At 42.8% G+C, this 17,895-nt stretch carries 15 protein-coding genes; all 15 read left to right on the top strand.

All coding sequences use genetic code 11. From position 1 onward, the window contains the following. Positions 1 to 14: 14 nt before the first annotated feature. Positions 15 to 821, top strand: a complete 807-nt coding sequence (locus tag CL176_RS11580; RefSeq protein WP_118991428.1) for a response regulator transcription factor — start codon at positions 15 to 17, stop codon at positions 819 to 821. Continuing rightward, positions 802 to 2,514, top strand: coding sequence for a two-component system histidine kinase PnpS (gene pnpS, locus CL176_RS11575; protein WP_118991427.1), 1,713 nt, complete (start codon positions 802 to 804; stop codon positions 2,512 to 2,514). Before CL176_RS11580 ends, pnpS begins: the two co-directional genes overlap by 20 nt. Positions 2,515 to 2,747: 233 nt before the next feature. Beyond that, entirely contained in the window at positions 2,748 to 3,611 is an 864-nt protein-coding gene (gene pstC, locus CL176_RS11570) for a phosphate ABC transporter permease subunit PstC (RefSeq protein ID WP_205528115.1), read from the top strand. After that, positions 3,611 to 4,438 (top strand): phosphate ABC transporter permease PstA, encoded by an 828-nt coding sequence (pstA, locus tag CL176_RS11565; RefSeq protein ID WP_118991426.1) that lies wholly within the window; start codon positions 3,611 to 3,613, stop codon positions 4,436 to 4,438. The genes pstC and pstA overlap by 1 nt, the downstream gene beginning before the upstream one ends. Then, positions 4,439 to 5,197, top strand: coding sequence for a phosphate ABC transporter ATP-binding protein PstB (pstB, locus tag CL176_RS11560; RefSeq protein WP_118991425.1), 759 nt, complete (start codon positions 4,439 to 4,441; stop codon positions 5,195 to 5,197). A gap of 42 nt (positions 5,198 to 5,239) precedes the next feature. Then, entirely contained in the window at positions 5,240 to 5,896 is a 657-nt protein-coding gene (gene phoU / locus CL176_RS11555; protein ID WP_118991424.1) for a phosphate signaling complex protein PhoU, read from the top strand. Between the two features lie 153 nt (positions 5,897 to 6,049). Continuing rightward, entirely contained in the window at positions 6,050 to 6,901 is an 852-nt protein-coding gene (locus CL176_RS11550) for a substrate-binding domain-containing protein (RefSeq protein ID WP_118991423.1), read from the top strand. A gap of 173 nt (positions 6,902 to 7,074) precedes the next feature. Further along, positions 7,075 to 9,894 (top strand): excinuclease ABC subunit UvrA, encoded by a 2,820-nt coding sequence (gene uvrA, locus CL176_RS11545; RefSeq protein WP_118991422.1) that lies wholly within the window; start codon positions 7,075 to 7,077, stop codon positions 9,892 to 9,894. Positions 9,895 to 10,096: 202 nt separating this feature from the next. Beyond that, a complete protein-coding gene (locus CL176_RS11540) occupies positions 10,097 to 11,560 on the top strand; it encodes a DUF4097 family beta strand repeat-containing protein (RefSeq protein WP_118991421.1) in 1,464 nt (487 codons plus the stop codon). Between the two features lie 18 nt (positions 11,561 to 11,578). Further along, positions 11,579 to 11,872, top strand: coding sequence for a PspC domain-containing protein (locus CL176_RS11535; protein WP_118991420.1), 294 nt, complete (start codon positions 11,579 to 11,581; stop codon positions 11,870 to 11,872). A 174-nt stretch (positions 11,873 to 12,046) separates the two neighbouring features. After that, positions 12,047 to 12,988, top strand: coding sequence for an HPr(Ser) kinase/phosphatase (gene hprK / locus CL176_RS11530; RefSeq protein ID WP_118991419.1), 942 nt, complete (start codon positions 12,047 to 12,049; stop codon positions 12,986 to 12,988). Next, entirely contained in the window at positions 12,985 to 13,809 is an 825-nt protein-coding gene (lgt, locus tag CL176_RS11525) for a prolipoprotein diacylglyceryl transferase (RefSeq protein ID WP_118991418.1), read from the top strand. The genes hprK and lgt overlap by 4 nt, the downstream gene beginning before the upstream one ends. Before the next feature lie 12 nt (positions 13,810 to 13,821). Continuing rightward, the gene (locus tag CL176_RS11520; RefSeq protein ID WP_118991417.1) at positions 13,822 to 14,850 is read left to right on the top strand and encodes an NAD(P)H-dependent glycerol-3-phosphate dehydrogenase; all 1,029 of its coding nucleotides are present in this window, start codon (positions 13,822 to 13,824) and stop codon (positions 14,848 to 14,850) included. A gap of 63 nt (positions 14,851 to 14,913) precedes the next feature. After that, positions 14,914 to 15,849: a thioredoxin-disulfide reductase gene (gene trxB, locus CL176_RS11515; RefSeq protein WP_118991416.1), complete on the top strand. Its 936-nt coding sequence runs from the start codon at positions 14,914 to 14,916 to the stop codon at positions 15,847 to 15,849. A 238-nt stretch (positions 15,850 to 16,087) separates the two neighbouring features. Next, complete coding sequence (locus CL176_RS11510) at positions 16,088 to 17,812, top strand: phospho-sugar mutase (protein WP_118991415.1); 1,725 nt, start codon at positions 16,088 to 16,090, stop codon at positions 17,810 to 17,812. Positions 17,813 to 17,895 lie beyond the last annotated feature (83 nt).

The following is a 17,895-nucleotide window of genomic DNA, read 5'->3' as shown; positions in this document are numbered from 1 at the left end:
ATGAGGAGGCTACTATGAAGCGTGTATTAATTGTAGACGATGAGCCGTCTATCTTGACATTGCTGGAGTATAATTTAAAACAAGCTGCTTTTGAGGTGGAGACGTGTGAAGAAGGGCTAGATGCTCTGGATAAGATACTTAACGAATCGTATGATTTCATCCTATTAGATGTGATGCTGCCTGGTATGGATGGGATGGATATTTGTCGTAAGGCTCGCCAAGAGGGGGTGGAGACGCCAATTCTAATGCTGACAGCCAAGGATGAAGAGTACGACAAGATTGTCGGCCTTGAACTTGGTGCAGATGATTATATGACCAAGCCATTCAGTCCCCGTGAAGTCATTGCTCGGATTAATGCTATTTTAAGACGGGTAAAAGCACATGATTCAAACGACGAGGAGAAGAGCATCCAATATCGTCAAGAAGCAACGGATATAGAACTTAGTGAAATTGAACGGATGCAAAGAGATTTAGATAATGAAGTGGAGGAAGAGTCTGAGCAAGTCATTCGCCTAGGCAAAATTGAAATATACGGCGACCGATATGAAGTGCGGGTCGATGGGGAAATTATTGATATTACGCCGAAAGAATTTGAACTCTTAGTTTATATGGCCTTGCGCAAAGGACGGATTTTAAGTCGTGAGCGTCTGTTAAATAGTGTTTGGGACTTTGATTATGCCGGAGAGACCCGTATCGTAGACGTTCATATTAGTCATCTGCGCGAGAAGATTGAAGAGAATACGAAGAACCCGAAATATATTAAGACAGTACGGGGCTTTGGTTACCGCTTCGAGGTACCGGATGAAGACGAATCGCTTTAATCGACAAACGTCTCAAATCATCGTCATAGGGATGCTTTGCTTAAGCATCTTCTCAATGTACCAAATACGTCAACAAGTAGTGCGGATGATTGATGTTTACGATACCTTAGCGATTGGGGTTTTAGGAAGTGCTGGGGAGGAGCCGAATGTGGCTGCTTTAGAAGAGCTGTCCCTTGAGCCGATTTCTTATGCGCTTTTAGGGAGTCATTCTGGGTCATTTGAGTTAGTGACCTCGACTTTCCCAAGTCAGCGCTCCATTCAACCGATTATAGAGGAATATGTCCGCAAGCGAAGTACAGGGGCTCTTACCCGCTCAGGTTTATTTAATTGGTGGCGAATTTACCCACTCACATACGCCCAACAGGATTATTTGTTTATTCTCCATTATCCTAGGGATTTCGCCTTAGATAGTGTGCCTGGCGCTTTCATTGGATTGATGGTAGTGCTACTGGTCTTAATTCTTCTTCTTACCATAATTCGCCGTATTATTCGAGAAGAAATCTACCAGCCCATTCGGCAAATTGAAGTGGATTTGCAAGAAATGGCTGTGGAAGATACGCAAACCTTATCTTATACCCGGGTTTCATCTCCGCATGTGAATAGCCTGCAGCAAACCGTCGAAACCTTAAAAGGCCGTTTGATGGAGAACCAAAGAAATCTTTACCAGAGCGAGCAAAGATTATCACTGGTATTGGATTCCATAAACTTGGGCGTTATCTTATTGAATGGTCAGAAACATATCGAATTGATTAATCCTGAAGCGCAGAGCTTGTTGCAACTTTCGGATGCGGTGATTGGACGTAATTATGAAGGGGTCATCCGAAGCAATTCCTTGGTTACTATGATTGCGGAAAGTATGCAGACAGGTGAAGCGATGAGCGAAGAAATTGAGTTATATATACCAACCCTCAAGGCGATTGATGTGAATATTATTCCGTATTCAGAGCCTAAGCAGGCGGATGAGGAGTCAATTTTAGTTCTGCTCTACGATATTTCTAAAGTAAAGCATTTGGAAGTAGTGCGTACCGAATTTGTAGCCAATGCGTCGCATGAACTGAGAACTCCTGTGACAGCCATCAAAGGCTTTGCGGAGACGTTGATGGATGGGGCGATTGAAGATACGCAAATGGCTAAGCAATTTATTCAAATTATTTACAATGAAAGTAATCGTCTCGAAACACTGATTCATGATATCTTGGAGCTATCTCGTATTGAGAATGAAACACATATCGATGTGATTGAAACCTTCGATTTAGTAAAAGTTACACAGGAAATGGTGGCCTTCTTCCAAGAACGTGCAGAGCAAAAAGATATTCGCATTCAAACGGAATTGCCAGAAGCGCCGATATTATTGAGCGTTGACCAACACCGGGTGGAGCAAATTTTAAGGAATTTGATTGAGAATGCGATTAAATACTCTGGCAATGAAAGCGAAGTGGACGTAACCGTTTATAGCAATCACCATAGGGCTACCATTATTGTCAGTGATACGGGCATTGGCATACCTGAACAAGATCAGGAACGGATTTTCGAAAGATTTTATCGGGTTGACAAAGGGCGCAGTCGTCACTCTGGAGGAACTGGCTTAGGCTTGTCTATTGTACGGAATTTAGTGAATGTATTAGGCGGCTCAATTACAGTCGAGAGTGAACTAGGGGTCGGCAGTACTTTTATTGTTACCTTACCCTTATAGATACTTAGCAAAGACTGGCTGGACCAGTCTTTTTGCTGGGTAAGGGTGATTCGGAGAACGGCTTAGGGATGCAATAAACATGGCTTTGGCAATTAAAAATTAACAATATGGCCGAAAAAACGTTTCCTTACGAAAACTTTACATAAAATTTACAATAGAAGGTTATAATGGATTTGATATTGTGTTATTGTCGCTATGTTAGAGGATATTTAAATAAAGCAAGGAGTTGTATTATGGGAAGCGATTTTAAAGAGACCTTTATGAAGTATGTATTTATGTTTGCTGCTTCACTATCGGTTATCTCGATTATCTTGATTTTCTACTTCATCTTCGAAGGAGGCTTGCCTTTTATATTGGAAGAGGGAGTGACGAATTTCATATTCGGAACAGAATGGAGACCTACAGCATCTAATCCTAAATTTGGTATCTTACCAATGATTGTGGGTTCGATTATTGTAACCCTTGGTGCGGTTATTGTAGGGGTGCCGGTTGGTATTATGACGTCCATTTTTATGGCGCATTTTTGTCCACCGAACTTGTATCGTTTCGCTAAACCAGCGATTAATATGATGGCGGCAATTCCATCGATTGTATACGGGTTCTTTGCTTTGCAAGTGTTTGTACCGATTTCAAGAAATCTCTTGGGTGGTACTGGGATGAATATTGTGACGGCGTCGGTCTTATTAGGGATTATGATTCTACCGACGATTATTGGTTTGTCAGAGTCGAGTATTCGGGCAATTCCACGCTCATATTATGAGGCTAGTGTTGGTTTAGGGGCGACTCATGAGCGTTCCGTTATGAATGTAGTGGTACCTGCGGCTAAATCAGGGATTATTTCCGCTGTGATTTTAGGGATTGGTCGGGCGATCGGTGAAACGATGGCGGTTATTCTGGTTACAGGGAACCAACCCGTTATTCCATCCGGGCTTAACCAAGGTGTGCGGACATTGACGACGAATATCGTACTTGAGATGGGTTACGCTTCTGGTCGACATCAAGAGGCGCTTATTGCAACAGCAGTTGTTTTATTCATATTCATTCTCATTATTAATGCAGTCTTCATGTATATTAAATCAAGAGAGGGGAATGACTAATGAATAAAGGGTTTAATTGGGTTAAGTTTTTCGCCTGGTTGTCAGCAGCTTTCACATTAGGGATGCTTCTATTTATTATTCTGTTTATTCTTTGGAATGGTGTCCCGGCCTTGAGTCTGGATATGTTCTCGTTGAAATATACAACTGATAATGTCTCAATGATGCCAGCGATTATCTCTACGTTAATTATTATTCTCATTGCTTTACTTATTGCGGTGCCAATTGGCGTCTTTACAGGTTTCTACTTAGTAGAGTATGCTGATCGTGATAGTAAGTTCTTGCCGATTATTCGTTTGGCTACGGATACATTGGCGGCCGTGCCATCGATTGTTTACGGTTTATTCGGGATGCTCTTCTTCGTGTCTTCCCAACGTCTAGGTTTGGGCTACTCTCACTATGCAGGGATTTTTACGATTACGATTATGATTCTTCCTCTTATTATTTCTTCAACAGAAGAAGCTTTGCGCTCAGTGAACGATTCACTGCGAATGGGTAGTTTAGCTCTCGGTGCGGGACAATTGCGGACCATCTTTACGGTCGTACTACCTGTGGCGATGCCAGGGATTCTATCCGGGATTATCCTTGCGATTGGTCGTATTGTAGGGGAGTCCGCCGCTTTAATTTATACCTTAGGTTCTTCAGGGCAACTCTTGCAAGGCCTAAGTTCATCTGGTCGTACGCTTGCCGTACATATGTATGTCCTTTCTCAAGAAGGCTTCCATGTTAAAGAAGCTTATGCAACCGCAACAATTCTGATTGTTATTGTGTTATTAATTAACTGGCTGTCCACCGTCATTAGTCGTAAGTTAGGTACAGGAGGAAAATAGATGGCTAATACTAAATTTAAGATTCAAGATTTAGATTTCTACTACGGAGATTTCCAAGCATTAAAAGGAATTAATATGGATATTGAAGAAAAGCTAGTTACAGCTTTTATTGGTCCATCTGGCTGTGGTAAATCTACATTTCTTAAGACATTAAATAGAATGCAAGATTTAACTCCTGGTGCTAAGGTAGATGGGTTAATTGCACTGGACGGTGAAGACATTTACCAGAAAGACTACAATGTTAACCTACTGCGCAAGCGTGTAGGAATGGTCTTCCAACATCCAAATCCTTTCCCGAAAAGTATTTATGATAACATTGCCTATGGACCGCGTACCCATGGTATCTCGGACAAGCATGAATTAGATAATATTGTGGAAACAAGTTTGAAATCAGCTGCCATTTGGGATGAAGTTAAAGATAAGTTGAACCGTAATGCCACGGAAATTTCTGGTGGACAACAGCAACGGATCTGTATTGCACGTGCAATTGCCAATGAACCAGAAGTCTTGTTAATGGACGAGCCAACGTCAGCTTTGGATCCAATCTCCACAGGTAAAATTGAAGAGTTAATTGATGATTTGAAAGAAACGTATACGGTTGTTATTGTTACCCACAACATGCAACAAGCTGCACGTATCTCTGATAAGACAGCCTTCTTCTTAACGGGTGAAGTTGTTGAATTTGACGAAACGGAGAAAATCTTCAGTAATCCGTCAGATGAACGAACAGATGACTATATTTCTGGACGCTTTGGTTAATCAGGTGTATAATTAATTGTTAAGGAAAAGGAGTGTGGAAAAATGAGAGAAGCATTCAATCAAGATTTAGCAAAGTTCGGCGATAATTTAACACGTTTAGGTAATGCCTCCAATGAATCCTTGCACAAAGCGATGCAAGCTTTAAATAATCACGATAAAGAATTGGCTCACGAAGTTGTAGCCGATGACTTACGTATTAATGCACTCACCGCAGAGATTGAACAAGAGGCCTATCGTTTAATTGTCTTACAGCAACCTGTTTCAGAAGATTTGCGTCGTATTTTTACGATTTTACTGGCAAGTTCTGATATTGAGCGGATGGCTGACCATGCTGCTAAGATCGCCCGTAATGTAATCCGCAGTCAAGAAAAAGAAACAGAAGTATCTGTCTTCTTAGATTTAGTCAATCGCATGGCTGAAATTACTGAAGAGATGATTACCGATGTTCTTGACGCTTACGTAGACAATAATGTTGAGAAGGCCCGCGCAATTGCTCAACGCGATAATCAAGTTGACTTACTCTTGAAGCAAGTATATCAAGAGACAGCTGAGCGCATGGAAAAGAATACCGAAGTTGTATCTGTAGGAATAAGCTATTTAAATATTGCAGGCAGTTTAGAACGAATTGGGGATTATGTAACAAATATTTGTGAACGGATTATTTACTTGAATTCCGGCGAAATTGTCGAATTAAACTAAGCCATAGGCATAAATTTACAGCATATTAACGATAAATTTACATAAAATTTACAGTAGTCCGTTATAATACACTTGTACTGGCATGTGACTAATGTTTGAGAGATTTGTCGAATTGATTGTAGAATAGCATTTAATTTAGAGGAGATGTGTTTAATGAAAAAAACATTCAAAGCTTTACCGATTTTAGCCGTAGCAGGATTAACTCTATCTGCAGTAGCCCCTGTATTCGCACAAGAAGGCGCAATTAGCGTTATTTCTCGTGAAGATGGATCTGGTACCCGTGGGGCTTTCGTAGAGATCGTTGGTGTTGTTGACGAAAACGACGACGACATGACAACACAATCTGCTGCAATCCAAAACTCAACAAACGGTGTTATGCAAACAGTTGGGCAAGATGCTCAAGCAATTGGTTACATCTCTTTAGGATCTTTAGATGATTCTGTTAAAGCTGTAACAGTTGACGGTGTTGAAGCTACAGCAGAAAACATTGCAAGTGAAGATTACCCAATCGCTCGTCCATTCAACGTAGCTTGGAGTGGTGATTTATCTGAAGTTGCACAAGACTTCTTAAACTTCATTAACTCTGCAGAAGGTCAAGCAGTTGTTGTTGAAGAAGGATACATTTCAGTTGACGAAGAAGCTCCAGCATATGAAGCAGCTGGTGTAGAAGGAACTGTCGAAGTTGTTGGTTCAACGTCTGTATCTCCAGTAATGGAGAAACTTGCTGAAGAGTACCAAGCTCTTAACGAAGGTGTTACAGTGAATATCACTGCTAACGGTTCATCAGCAGGTATGGCAGCAGCTCAAGATGGAACAGCTGACATTGGTATGGCATCTCGTGCCCTTGATGAAGACGAAGCAGGTGCTTTAGAGCATCAAGCGATTGCATTAGATGGTATTGCTGTTATCGTAAATAACGACAACCCAGCAACTGACTTATCATTAGACGCAATTCGTTCAATCTTCTTAGGTGAAATCACTGAATGGGAAGAAGCTGTAAAATAAGCTAAGCGATAAACTTACTCATTGGAGTAACTGACATTATCTGAAGCACACCCGCCTGGGGTGTGCTTTTTCTTTTGGCGAAAACTTCAAATAAACGAACAGATGTTTATGGTATCGGCTACAGGTGTGATATAATATAAGGGTCAATAAACAAAGAGGTGAGTGATAGATAGATGGCAAATGAATATATTGAAGTTAAAGGTGCACGCACTCATAATTTAAAGAATGTAGATTTACGTATTCCGCGCAATGAGTTAGTTGTAATTACCGGACTTTCGGGTTCGGGGAAAAGCTCATTAGCCTTTCATACCCTATATGCAGAAGGTCAGAGACGGTACGTGGAAAGCCTCTCTGCCTATGCCAGACAGTTTCTAGGTCAAATGGATAAGCCGGATGTGGATTCCATCGACGGTTTATCACCAGCTATTTCCATCGACCAGAAGACTACGAGTCATAACCCGAGATCGACCGTTGGGACCCAGACTGAGATTAATGATTACCTGCGCTTATTGTATGCCCGGGTAGGAACTCCTTATTGTCCCAACCACAATATTCCGATTGAACGACAATCACCAGAACAGATGGTTGATAAAATTATGGAGTTGCCCGAGCGAACCCGTATTCAACTATTGTCACCAGCTGTTAGAAATCGGAAAGGCCAACATAAGCGTTTATTAGAGAAGATTCAACAAGACGGCTATATTCGTGTTCGAGTCGATGGTGAAATACACGATATAAGCGAAGTGCCTGAACTCGAGAAGAATAAAGCCCATACGATTGAAGTAGTTGTTGACCGAATTGTTGTCAAAGACTCGATTCGGACGCGACTTTTTGACGGGGTAGAACAAGCCTTGCGCTTCTCGGATGGTTATATGGTGGTAGATGTCATTGATGGAGAGCCGATGTATTTCAATGAGCATTTCGCCTGTCCGTTCTGTGATTTTACAGTGGATCAACTGGAACCGCGCTTGTTCTCCTTTAATGCGCCCTTTGGTGCCTGTCCGAGTTGTGATGGTTTAGGGTCACGCTTAACGGTTGATGAAGACTTAATTTTACCGGATAAAAGCTTAACCCTTGCGGAAGGAGCTTTTGTGCCTTGGAAGTCGTCATTCTCAGACTTTTATCCATCGATGCTTGAGCAGTATTGTAAGAGCCGGGATATTCCCATGGATGTGCCTTACGAAGATTTACCCAAAGACGCTCAAGAACGCTTGAAGTTTGGCGATCCGGGTCATTCCTTCACCTTCACGTATAAAACAATGCGCGGCGCTCAAAAAACCGTCCAAAGAGAATTCGAAGGCGTGGTCAATAATGTTGAGCGCCGTTACCGAGAGACAAGTTCGGATTCCATGCGCGATGTGATGCGGTCGTATATGCATGAATTACCTTGCCCTACGTGCCAAGGTAAACGACTTAATGAAATGGCTTTATCGGTGCGGGTGAATGATAAGAACATTGCAGACGTAGCGGATATGTCGATTGGCCAAGCCCACGAATATTTCCAGAATTTGAGCTTGAGTTCTGAAGGTGAAATTATTTCCCGGCCGATTTTAAAGGAAATCAATGACCGCTTGACTTTCTTGCATAATGTCGGCTTGGATTATCTTACCTTAAGTCGGGTCGCCGGTTCCTTATCGGGTGGGGAAGCCCAGCGGATTCGCCTGGCTACTCAAATCGGTTCCAACTTAAGTGGTGTTATGTATGTACTGGATGAGCCGTCAATTGGCCTGCATCAACGAGATAATCAAAAGCTCATCGACTCATTGAAGCAAATGCGTGATTTGGGCAATACGTTAATTGTCGTAGAACACGATGAAGAGACGATGATGGAATCAGACTATATTATAGATATTGGTCCAGGTGCTGGAGATAAAGGCGGGGAAATAGTAGCTGCCGGCACACCTGAAGAAGTCAGTGCTAATCAAGACTCCCTTACTGGCCAATATCTGTCAGGGGCTCTATCGATTGCTGTGCCAGATAAAAGACGTGATGAAGACCTAGGCTGGGTTGAAGTCACGGGAGCTAAAGAGAATAACTTGAAGAATGTAAATGTGAAATTCCCACTCGGTCGCTTTACCTGCGTTACGGGCGTTTCTGGTTCTGGTAAGAGCAGCCTGGTCAATAATATTCTAAAAGTTGCGCTCCAAAAGCGCACGACCAGTACTCAAGAGAAACCTGGTCAGTTTAAAAACATTAAAGGTTGGGAAGGTTTGGATAAAGTCATTGATATCGATCAAAGTCCAATTGGGCGAACGCCGCGCAGTAACCCGGCCACTTATACCGGCGTATTTGATGATATACGGGAACTTTTTGCCATGACGAATGGGGCTAAGCAAAGAGGTTATTCTAAAGGTCGCTTTAGCTTTAATGTGAAGGGTGGCCGTTGTGAGGCTTGTAAGGGACAAGGGATTAAGCAGATTGAGATGCATTTCTTGCCCGACGTTTATGTGCCTTGTGAGGTGTGTCAAGGAACGCGTTATAATTCAGAAACCTTAGAGATTCAATATAAAGGGAAGAATATTTCTGAAGTGTTGGATATGACTATCGACGAAGCGGTCGAATTCTTTGAAGCTATTCCGAAAATTCGCCGTAAAATACAGACTTTGATTGATGTTGGCTTAGGTTACGTCCAACTGGGTCAATCAGCGACAACTTTATCTGGCGGTGAAGCGCAGCGGATGAAGCTTGCCTCAGAATTGCAACGTATTGCGACCGGTGATACCTTCTATATTCTGGATGAGCCTACAACTGGCCTACATGCCCACGATATCCAAAAGTTACTCGCTGTTTTAAATCGCTTGGTTGAAGCTGGAAATACGGTTGTGGTGATTGAACATAATTTGGATGTTATTAAAACAGCGGATTATATTATTGATATGGGACCAGAAGGTGGCGACGGGGGAGGCACCGTTGTAGCTACGGGAACACCGGAAGAAGTCAGCCAAGTTTCATCAAGTTATACCGGCCAATTCCTTAAAGGGATGTTAGCGTAAGGGTATCTCTTTGCTGCTTTACGTACCTGAAATAGTCCTTCATTGTATGGCGTTCAACACTTAAGAAGCGTTAGGCTAAGCAGGCGGATTGTTTGATGTCATCGCCTTGGGTAAAGATAAGACTCAAGCCCTATGCAATGATTTGGAAAAGCTGAGATAATAATAGTGTAGAAAATAAGGTCGATTAAAAGGAGGCCATAAAATGGAGACAAAAGAACGGATTATCGAATTAGTACGTCAGAATGTTATTTCCATGGAAGAAGCACTTGATTTACTTGAAGCTGCAGGTCATGAGCAGATGGATACGTTTTTTTCAGAGGCACAAGAGACTACGACAGAACATACCGAGGCAACAGATGAAACCTATGAAGAAGAGGCAGTCAGCCAGGCGACCCAGGCAGATGAGCAACAAATTGAATCCTATACTGAGCAGATTGACAGCTTAACTAAGCAGATTGATACGAAAGCAGAAGCGCTTGTCATTGCAGAGCAAAGAATTCGTGAATTTGAGATTCTTGCTGAAATTGATCCATTGACAGAGGAGATGCAAGAGCAAGTCGAGCAACTGAAGATTCGCCAGTATGATTTAGATAAAGAGATTACCGCCTTATATGAAGAATTGGATGAGGCCAAAAACCAACGAGCTGCCTTGCAGAGAAAGCGGGTTTCGACCTATACTGAGGACGTGAAGGAGTTCTTCGAACGTAATACGGAGAAAGTAACAGATACCGCAAGCCAATTTGGCCAAGAGGGCAAACGTCTTGGCAAATGGGTGAAAGGTTCCGTACAAGACTTTATGGACAACTTCAAGATGCGAGATATTCAATTTAATATGAATATTCCTTGGATTAAAGAAAGTGAACAGAAGCTTGAAGTGGAAGTTGACGCTGGGCCAGCTAAGAATGTTAAGGTGAGGATTCCGAATGGTAGCCTCGATATTCACACCCATGAAGCAGAGCATATATATTTAGCCGGGACCGCCCAACTGTATGGCAATTTCGAACAAGCCTTACTGGATAGTTGGGAGAATGGTGAGATTGTATCCGTGGATGAACAAGAAATTTACCTTGATTTCGAATCACCGCGTGTTCTATTCAAAGGGAGCTTATGGCTACCTAAACGAGCTTACCAAAGCTTTGTAATTGAGAATTGGAATGGCGACATTCAACTTGACCAGTTAACGAGCGAAAGCATTAAAGTTAATAGCAAGAACGGGAACATCACCGTAACCAATAGTGAAATTGAACATTTCGAAAGTCAGCAAGTGAATGGGAATGCCTTACTGAATGAAGTGGCTTTTGCCTTTGCGGATATTCATACGTATAATGGGGATATTCGGGTCATCAACCAAGTGAATAATATTGATGCCCAGACCCTAGCTGGTAGCATATATATTACGAAACGTGTACCAAGTGATGCGAACATGAATTTAAAAACCGTTAGCGGGGATATTAAAGTATCTGTTCCTGGCGGGATGAATGTTCGGGCGTATTCAACGAATGATGCGTCAAACATTAAGTCGCGTCTAGCGAATGCCAGTGAAGAAAAGGCAGATGATACACATGTGATCCAGCGCTTCATGAATTCAGACGCATCTCAAGCTAATATCCATACATCTCAAGTGACAGGTGACCTGTATTTAAAAGATGCTGAAGATAGCGAATAAACTTTAGGAGGAATAACTATGGCTAAACGACTTTATAAATCAACGAGTAACCGCATGCTTACTGGAGTCTGTGGAGGGATTGCTGAATATTTCAACATTGACCCAACTATTGTACGGATTATCTTTGTCTTTGCCTCATCCTTCCAAGTAGGCTGGCCCTTATATATTCTACTTGCCATCCTCTTACCTTATGACTATCAAGTGGAAGGGCGCAAGCAGAATCCTTATCAACAATGGACTCGACCCAATAATAAAACCGAACGTCGCGATGTAACCCCAGGCTCTGAAGAGGAGAAGTGGGACGACTTTTAATTCAATCGTTAGCTATGCCAGAAGTTCTCTGATGCTTCTGGCTTTTTTAATAGGTTCAGTGTGTTTGTTAGTAAGGAAGGGGTGTCATGAGCGCCTCATTAAGCTCTAACTACTCAAATACTTCCGTTAATGGTATGATGAAAGTATAAAAAAAGTGAGAGACGGTGATAGAAATTGTCTAAGTTTGTAACGGTTGAGGAATTGATCAATACGCTGAATATTGAACTCGTCTATGGTCGTGAATATGCTAATCGTAGAATCTATTCGAGTGAAGTATCCAGACCAGGACTTATTCTAACGGGTTATAAAGCGTATTACCCCCATGAGCGTCTGCAATTATTGGGGCGGACAGAAATGTCTTATATCAATGCACAGACGAAAGATGAACGTCGTACGATTTATGAAATTCTATTGACGCAAGAGACACCAGCCCTCATCTTTGCAAGGGATATGCGTATTCCTTATGAGGCCATCGAAGTTGCAGAAGCCAATCAAGTGCCGATTTTACGTGCGAAATCCAAGACGAGTCGGGTGCTGGCTAATTTAACCAACTATCTCGAATCAATGTTAGCCAAACGTTTGTCCAAGCATGGGGTATTTGTTGAAGTTTTCGGGATGGGTGTGTTATTGGTGGGTGATAGCGGTGTAGGCAAATCCGAAACAGCGCTTGAGCTTGTCCAAAGGGGTCATCGATTAATTGCCGATGACCGGGTGGAATTGTATCAAATCGATGAATTAACGTTGAAAGGTGAAGCGCCTGAAATTCTACAGAATTTAATTGAAATTCGTGGTCTCGGCATTATCGATGTGATGAATTTATACGGTGTGGCGTCCGTCCGCGGCACGAAGACCTTGGAATTGATTATTGATCTCGTGGTCGATGATGGAACCCGTGAATATGATCGCCTAGGATTCGAGCAAGAGTATGAGCAAATATTCGAAGTGAATGTGCCGAAGATAACCATTCCTGTCAAGCTAGGTCGTAACTTAGCTGTGATTGTTGAATCGGCAGCGATGAACCATCGGGCACGCCAAATGGGCTACGACGTCCAAAATCAATTCAATGAAAAACTTGACAATTTAATTGCTCGAAATAGTAAGGAACATGCTGAATGAGCCTAACAGTTACCATCCGCATCGATCCAACCGCCTTTAATTTCTTAGGACTGGATATTCAGTGGTATGGCATTATTATTGCCTTCGGCGGAATATTGGCCTATGTGATGTACACACGTGAGGGTAAACGATTTAATCTGGATTCGGACATGCTTTTAGATGTACTCTTTTGGGCGGTGCTTGCCGGGCTCATCGGAGCAAGATTGTATTACGTTGCCTTTAATCTTGATTATTATTTGAAATACCCACTGGAAATTATCAATGTAAGGGCCGGGGGTATGGCGATATATGGGGGTGTCATTGGCGGCATGATTGGGGCTTATATAGTTACCAAGCGCTACCGTCAACCCTTGATTCAATTGTTGGATATTGCTGCGCCGGCGCTCATGCTGGCCCAAAGTGTGGGGCGTTGGGGTAATTTCGTCAACCAAGAAGCCTATGGTGGCATCGTTTCAAGAGCATTTCTAGAAAGGCTCGCCCTGCCCCAATGGCTCATTGGGCAGATGTACATTGACGGAGCCTATTATCATCCAACTTTCTTATATGAGTCGCTTTGGAATATTCTGGGTGTCCTTTTGTTAATCTTGCTCCGCTCTCGCAAACATTTACTGAGAGAAGGCGATGTAGCCGCCCTTTATATGCTTTGGTATGGGGTTGGCCGATCTTGGATTGAAGGTTTGCGTACGGACAGCCTATATTTAGGGCCCCTGCGTGTATCGCAAGCCCTGTCGGTCATCTTGGTTATTATTGGTATTGCCTATATTGGGTATAATCATCATAAGCAATGGCGACATTATTATAGTGAAGGTCGTAAGGCTTAGAAGGGGGATCATATGAAGGTATCAGTCATTGGTTCGGGTTCTTGGGGGACGGCCCTGGCAAATGTTCTAGCCGATAATGGACACGAAGTGACCTTGTGGGGCCGCAACGAAGAGACGATTGCCGAAATTCAAACGCGCCATGAGAACAATAAATATCTTCCTGGCGCTAAGTTGGCGAGTAGTATTCAAGCTACGACTGACTTAGAGCATACAGTGTTAGAGGCGGAGGCTATTCTTCTAGTCGTGCCTACAGCTGCCATGCGCCAGACATGTCAAAATATTCGTCCGTATCTTGAAAAGCGTGTAAATAAGCCTATTATTATTCATGCAACGAAAGGGATTGAACAAGGTACACATTTAAGAATGAGTGAAGTTATTGAAGCAGAGCTTGCAGACGTAATGGCTGCACCGGTGGTTGTTCTCTCGGGGCCTAGTCATGCGGAAGAAGTAGTCGACCGGCAAATAACGACCTTATCCGTGGCTTGCCGGGACTTATCCACAGCTGAAGATGTTCAAGATTTATTTATGAATGCTTATTTCAGAGTTTATACCAATGAAGATGTCTTAGGTGTTGAATTAGGGGGCGCTTTGAAGAATATTATCGCCTTAGCCTGCGGTATTCTGGTAGGCCTAGATTTTGGTGATAATGCTAGAGCAGCTCTGATGACGCGAGGCTTAGCTGAAATTACGCGCTTGGGAACGCGCATGGGTGCAGATCCCTTAACCTTCAGTGGCCTGAGTGGACTAGGAGATTTAATCGTCACGTGTACCAGTGAGCACTCCCGTAATTATCAAGCAGGTTATATGTTAGCCCAAGGTAAAAATCGTCGAACCGTAAGTTCAGATGTGGGAATGGTGGTTGAAGGGATGAGTACGACCCAAGCGGCTGCCGAATTAGCCCAGGAATTAAACGTAGAAATGCCTATCACCTCCACTTTGCAAGCTTTCATCTATGAGGATTTACCTGTGGATAAAGCTGTGGATAACTTAATGCTACGAGAGGGCAAGACAGAAGCCTTGATGAAACACCATCCTTTCTAAGCATAATATCAGACAGCAAAAGCGAAGTATGCTACATTAATCTAATACAAAGGAGGCTGACACATGACAGAAACGACACATGTTGCAGATGTAATCGTAGTAGGTGCAGGGCCAGCCGGGATGACCGCTGCCTTGTATGCGTCACGTGCAAATTTAAAAGTAATCTTAATTGAAAAAGGCGCGCCGGGTGGGGAGTTAATTAATACTGCTGAAGTAGAGAACTATCCAGGATTCCCATCGATTCCAGGACCAGATTTAGCCCAGAATTTCTATGAAAGTGCGACAGCATTTGGGGCAGAACATGTTTACGGTGATATTGTCCGAGTCGTACCGAATAGTAATAAGCATGAAGTCCATGCGGCTGATGGTACAATTTATGAAGCGCCCGTTATTATTATTGCCACAGGTTCATACAACCGTAAACTTCAAGTGCCAGGTGAAGAAACGCTGAATGGTCGAGGTGTATCCTATTGTGCGGTATGTGATGGCTTTTTCTTCCGTGATAGAGAACTTGCCGTAATTGGTGGTGGTGATTCAGCGGTTGAAGAAGGAAATTATTTAACCCAATTCGCCAGTAAAGTGACCATTATTCACCGCAGGGATGAGCTTAGAGCTCAGAAACTTTTGCAAGACCGGGTCTTTAATAATGATAAAGTTGAATTTCTTTGGGATTCAGTTGTAGACGAAATTGACGGCGATGAGAGCGTCGAAAGTTTGAAAGTTCGCAATGTTAAGACCGATGAGGTTCAAGACTTTGCGGTCGATGGCGTATTCGTCTATGTGGGGAATGTACCTAATTCGAGTCTAGTTGCGGATTTAGGAATTACTGATGAAGAAGGCTGGCTCATTACGGATGATGAGATGGCAACGAGCATCCCGGGTATTTATGCCGTAGGAGATGTTCGCCAGAAGAAACTACGCCAAGTCGCAACAGCTGTTGGGGATGGGAGTATGGCAGGCCAGCAGGCTTACGAATATATTGAATCCTTGAAGGATTAAATACGAACTCTGTTCCTAATCTAGCGTTTATTTCAGGAATTATTTATGGAAGAGGCCTAAGGGCCTTTTTTATTTTGCCGGGAAATTATGCAAAGTCCCATACCTTAGCAAAAAATACTTAGGCGAGCTTAAATAATAAGTTTTCAGGAATACCAAATGAAAAGAGAATTAGAAGTGAAATTGTCCTATAAACATGTTATAATGTAAGCGTATTAATAAAAAGAAAGGCGGTAATTAAATGGATTGGAAAACTGCTTATCAACAATGGAATGAGAACCCAAATCTTGATGCAACGTTAAAGGAACAATTAAATACAATGTCAGATGAAGAGAAAGAAGATGCCTTTGGTGCTCAACTAAGTTTCGGAACCGCAGGGATGCGGGGAACTTTAGGGCCAGGTCCCAATCGCATGAATATTTACACTGTACGTCAAGCTACAGAAGGACTTGCCCGTTTAATTGAAGAAGCAGGAGACGAAGCGAAGGCACAAGGGGTTGCGATTGCCTTTGACTCACGTCACTATTCACCAGAGTTTGCCATGGAAGCGGCCTTAGTTCTTGGCAAGCATGGGATTAAGAGTTATGTATATGAAAGCTTAAGACCTACACCGGTCTTGTCTTTTGCTGTGCGCCATTTAGGTACTTATGCCGGTATTATGATTACAGCCAGTCATAACCCAGCTGCTTATAACGGCTATAAAGTTTACGGGGCAGACGGAGGTCAAATGCCACCGGAAGATGCTGATCGCCTAACTAGCTTTGTTAAGGCGGTGGAGGATCCTGTTGCTGTAGAAATCGGTGATAAGACAGAGCTGTTAGGTAATGGAACGGTCGAGATTATTGGTGATCAAGTCGACCAAGCTTACTTAGAAGAGATGAAGAAAGTAACCATCGATCCAAGCGTTATTGAAGAGATGGCAGACGATGTTAATATTGTCTTTACGCCACTTCATGGAACGGGTCTATATATTGGTCAGAAAGCCTTAGAACAAGCAGGCTTCAAGCAGATTCATATTGTTGAAGAGCAAGCTGCTGCCGATGGTGATTTCCCAACCGTTACCTCACCTAATCCGGAATCTCCTGAAGCCTTCGCCTTAGCTGAGAAGCTAGGTCATGAAGTTGAAGCGGATATCTTGCTGGCAACGGACCCGGATGCAGACCGTTTAGGTGCGATGATTCGCCGTTCAAACGGAGAGTATCAACTATTAACGGGGAACCAAATTGCTTCGATTATGCTTGAATATATTCTTAACGCACGCCAAGCGAAAGGTGAGTTGCCTGACAACAGTGTTGCCGTTAAGTCAATTGTATCGACGAATCTTGCCGATGCGATTATGCATGCTTATGATTTGGAAATGGTAGAAGTATTAACCGGCTTCAAGTTTATTGCAGAGAAGATTAAAGAATACGAAGAGACCGGTTCACAGACCTTTGTGATGGGCTTTGAAGAAAGTTATGGTTATTTAGTGGAGCCATTTGTTCGAGATAAGGATGCTATTCAAGCCCTGGTTGTTCTGGCGGAATTAACGGCCTACCATAAACGTGAGGGTAGAACTTTAGGCGATGCTTTAGAAGCTATCTATGAGAAATATGGCTTCTTCTATGAGAAGACCATCTCTGTCGACTTCCCAGGTCTATCTGGTAAGGAGAAGATGGCTAACATTATGGCGTCAATTCGAGAGAATACGCCAACTGAATTTGGTGGTATTTCAGTAGTTCAAACGAATGACTATTTAAATGCTGTCCAGAAAGATGCTGCTGGAGAAACTAGTCCGTTGGATTATCCAACCTCAGATGCACTGAAATTCTTCTTAGAAGATGGTAGCTGGGTTGCCTTCCGTCCAAGTGGCACCGAACCAAAAGTTAAGCTTTACTTAGGTACTCACGGCGAGAACAAGGAGCAAACTTTAGAGAAAGCCGAAGCGATTGAAGCCTCAATGCGTCAACTAACTGCGACAGAATAATAACAGAATAGCTATAAGAACACCTAGCCTCTTTATTGTTGGTTAGGTGTTTTTGTGATTTTGTGGACATATATTTGTAGAAG

Origin of the sequence: Suicoccus acidiformans (genome assembly GCF_003546865.1) — a bacterium.
Classification (GTDB): Bacteria; Bacillota; Bacilli; order Lactobacillales; family Aerococcaceae; genus Suicoccus; species Suicoccus acidiformans.
This window is presented reverse-complemented; position numbering and strand designations above follow the sequence as displayed.

Coding starts and splice junctions, on each gene's coding strand:
- CL176_RS11580 (WP_118991428.1), top strand. CDS start 15: ATGAAGCGTGTATTAATTGTAGACGATGAGCCGTCTATCTTGACATTG.
- pnpS (WP_118991427.1), top strand. CDS start 802: ATGAAGACGAATCGCTTTAATCGACAAACGTCTCAAATCATCGTCATA.
- pstC (WP_205528115.1), top strand. CDS start 2,748: ATGGGAAGCGATTTTAAAGAGACCTTTATGAAGTATGTATTTATGTTT.
- pstA (WP_118991426.1), top strand. CDS start 3,611: ATGAATAAAGGGTTTAATTGGGTTAAGTTTTTCGCCTGGTTGTCAGCA.
- pstB (WP_118991425.1), top strand. CDS start 4,439: ATGGCTAATACTAAATTTAAGATTCAAGATTTAGATTTCTACTACGGA.
- phoU (WP_118991424.1), top strand. CDS start 5,240: ATGAGAGAAGCATTCAATCAAGATTTAGCAAAGTTCGGCGATAATTTA.
- CL176_RS11550 (WP_118991423.1), top strand. CDS start 6,050: ATGAAAAAAACATTCAAAGCTTTACCGATTTTAGCCGTAGCAGGATTA.
- uvrA (WP_118991422.1), top strand. CDS start 7,075: ATGGCAAATGAATATATTGAAGTTAAAGGTGCACGCACTCATAATTTA.
- CL176_RS11540 (WP_118991421.1), top strand. CDS start 10,097: ATGGAGACAAAAGAACGGATTATCGAATTAGTACGTCAGAATGTTATT.
- CL176_RS11535 (WP_118991420.1), top strand. CDS start 11,579: ATGGCTAAACGACTTTATAAATCAACGAGTAACCGCATGCTTACTGGA.
- lgt (WP_118991418.1), top strand. CDS start 12,985: ATGAGCCTAACAGTTACCATCCGCATCGATCCAACCGCCTTTAATTTC.
- CL176_RS11520 (WP_118991417.1), top strand. CDS start 13,822: ATGAAGGTATCAGTCATTGGTTCGGGTTCTTGGGGGACGGCCCTGGCA.
- trxB (WP_118991416.1), top strand. CDS start 14,914: ATGACAGAAACGACACATGTTGCAGATGTAATCGTAGTAGGTGCAGGG.
- CL176_RS11510 (WP_118991415.1), top strand. CDS start 16,088: ATGGATTGGAAAACTGCTTATCAACAATGGAATGAGAACCCAAATCTT.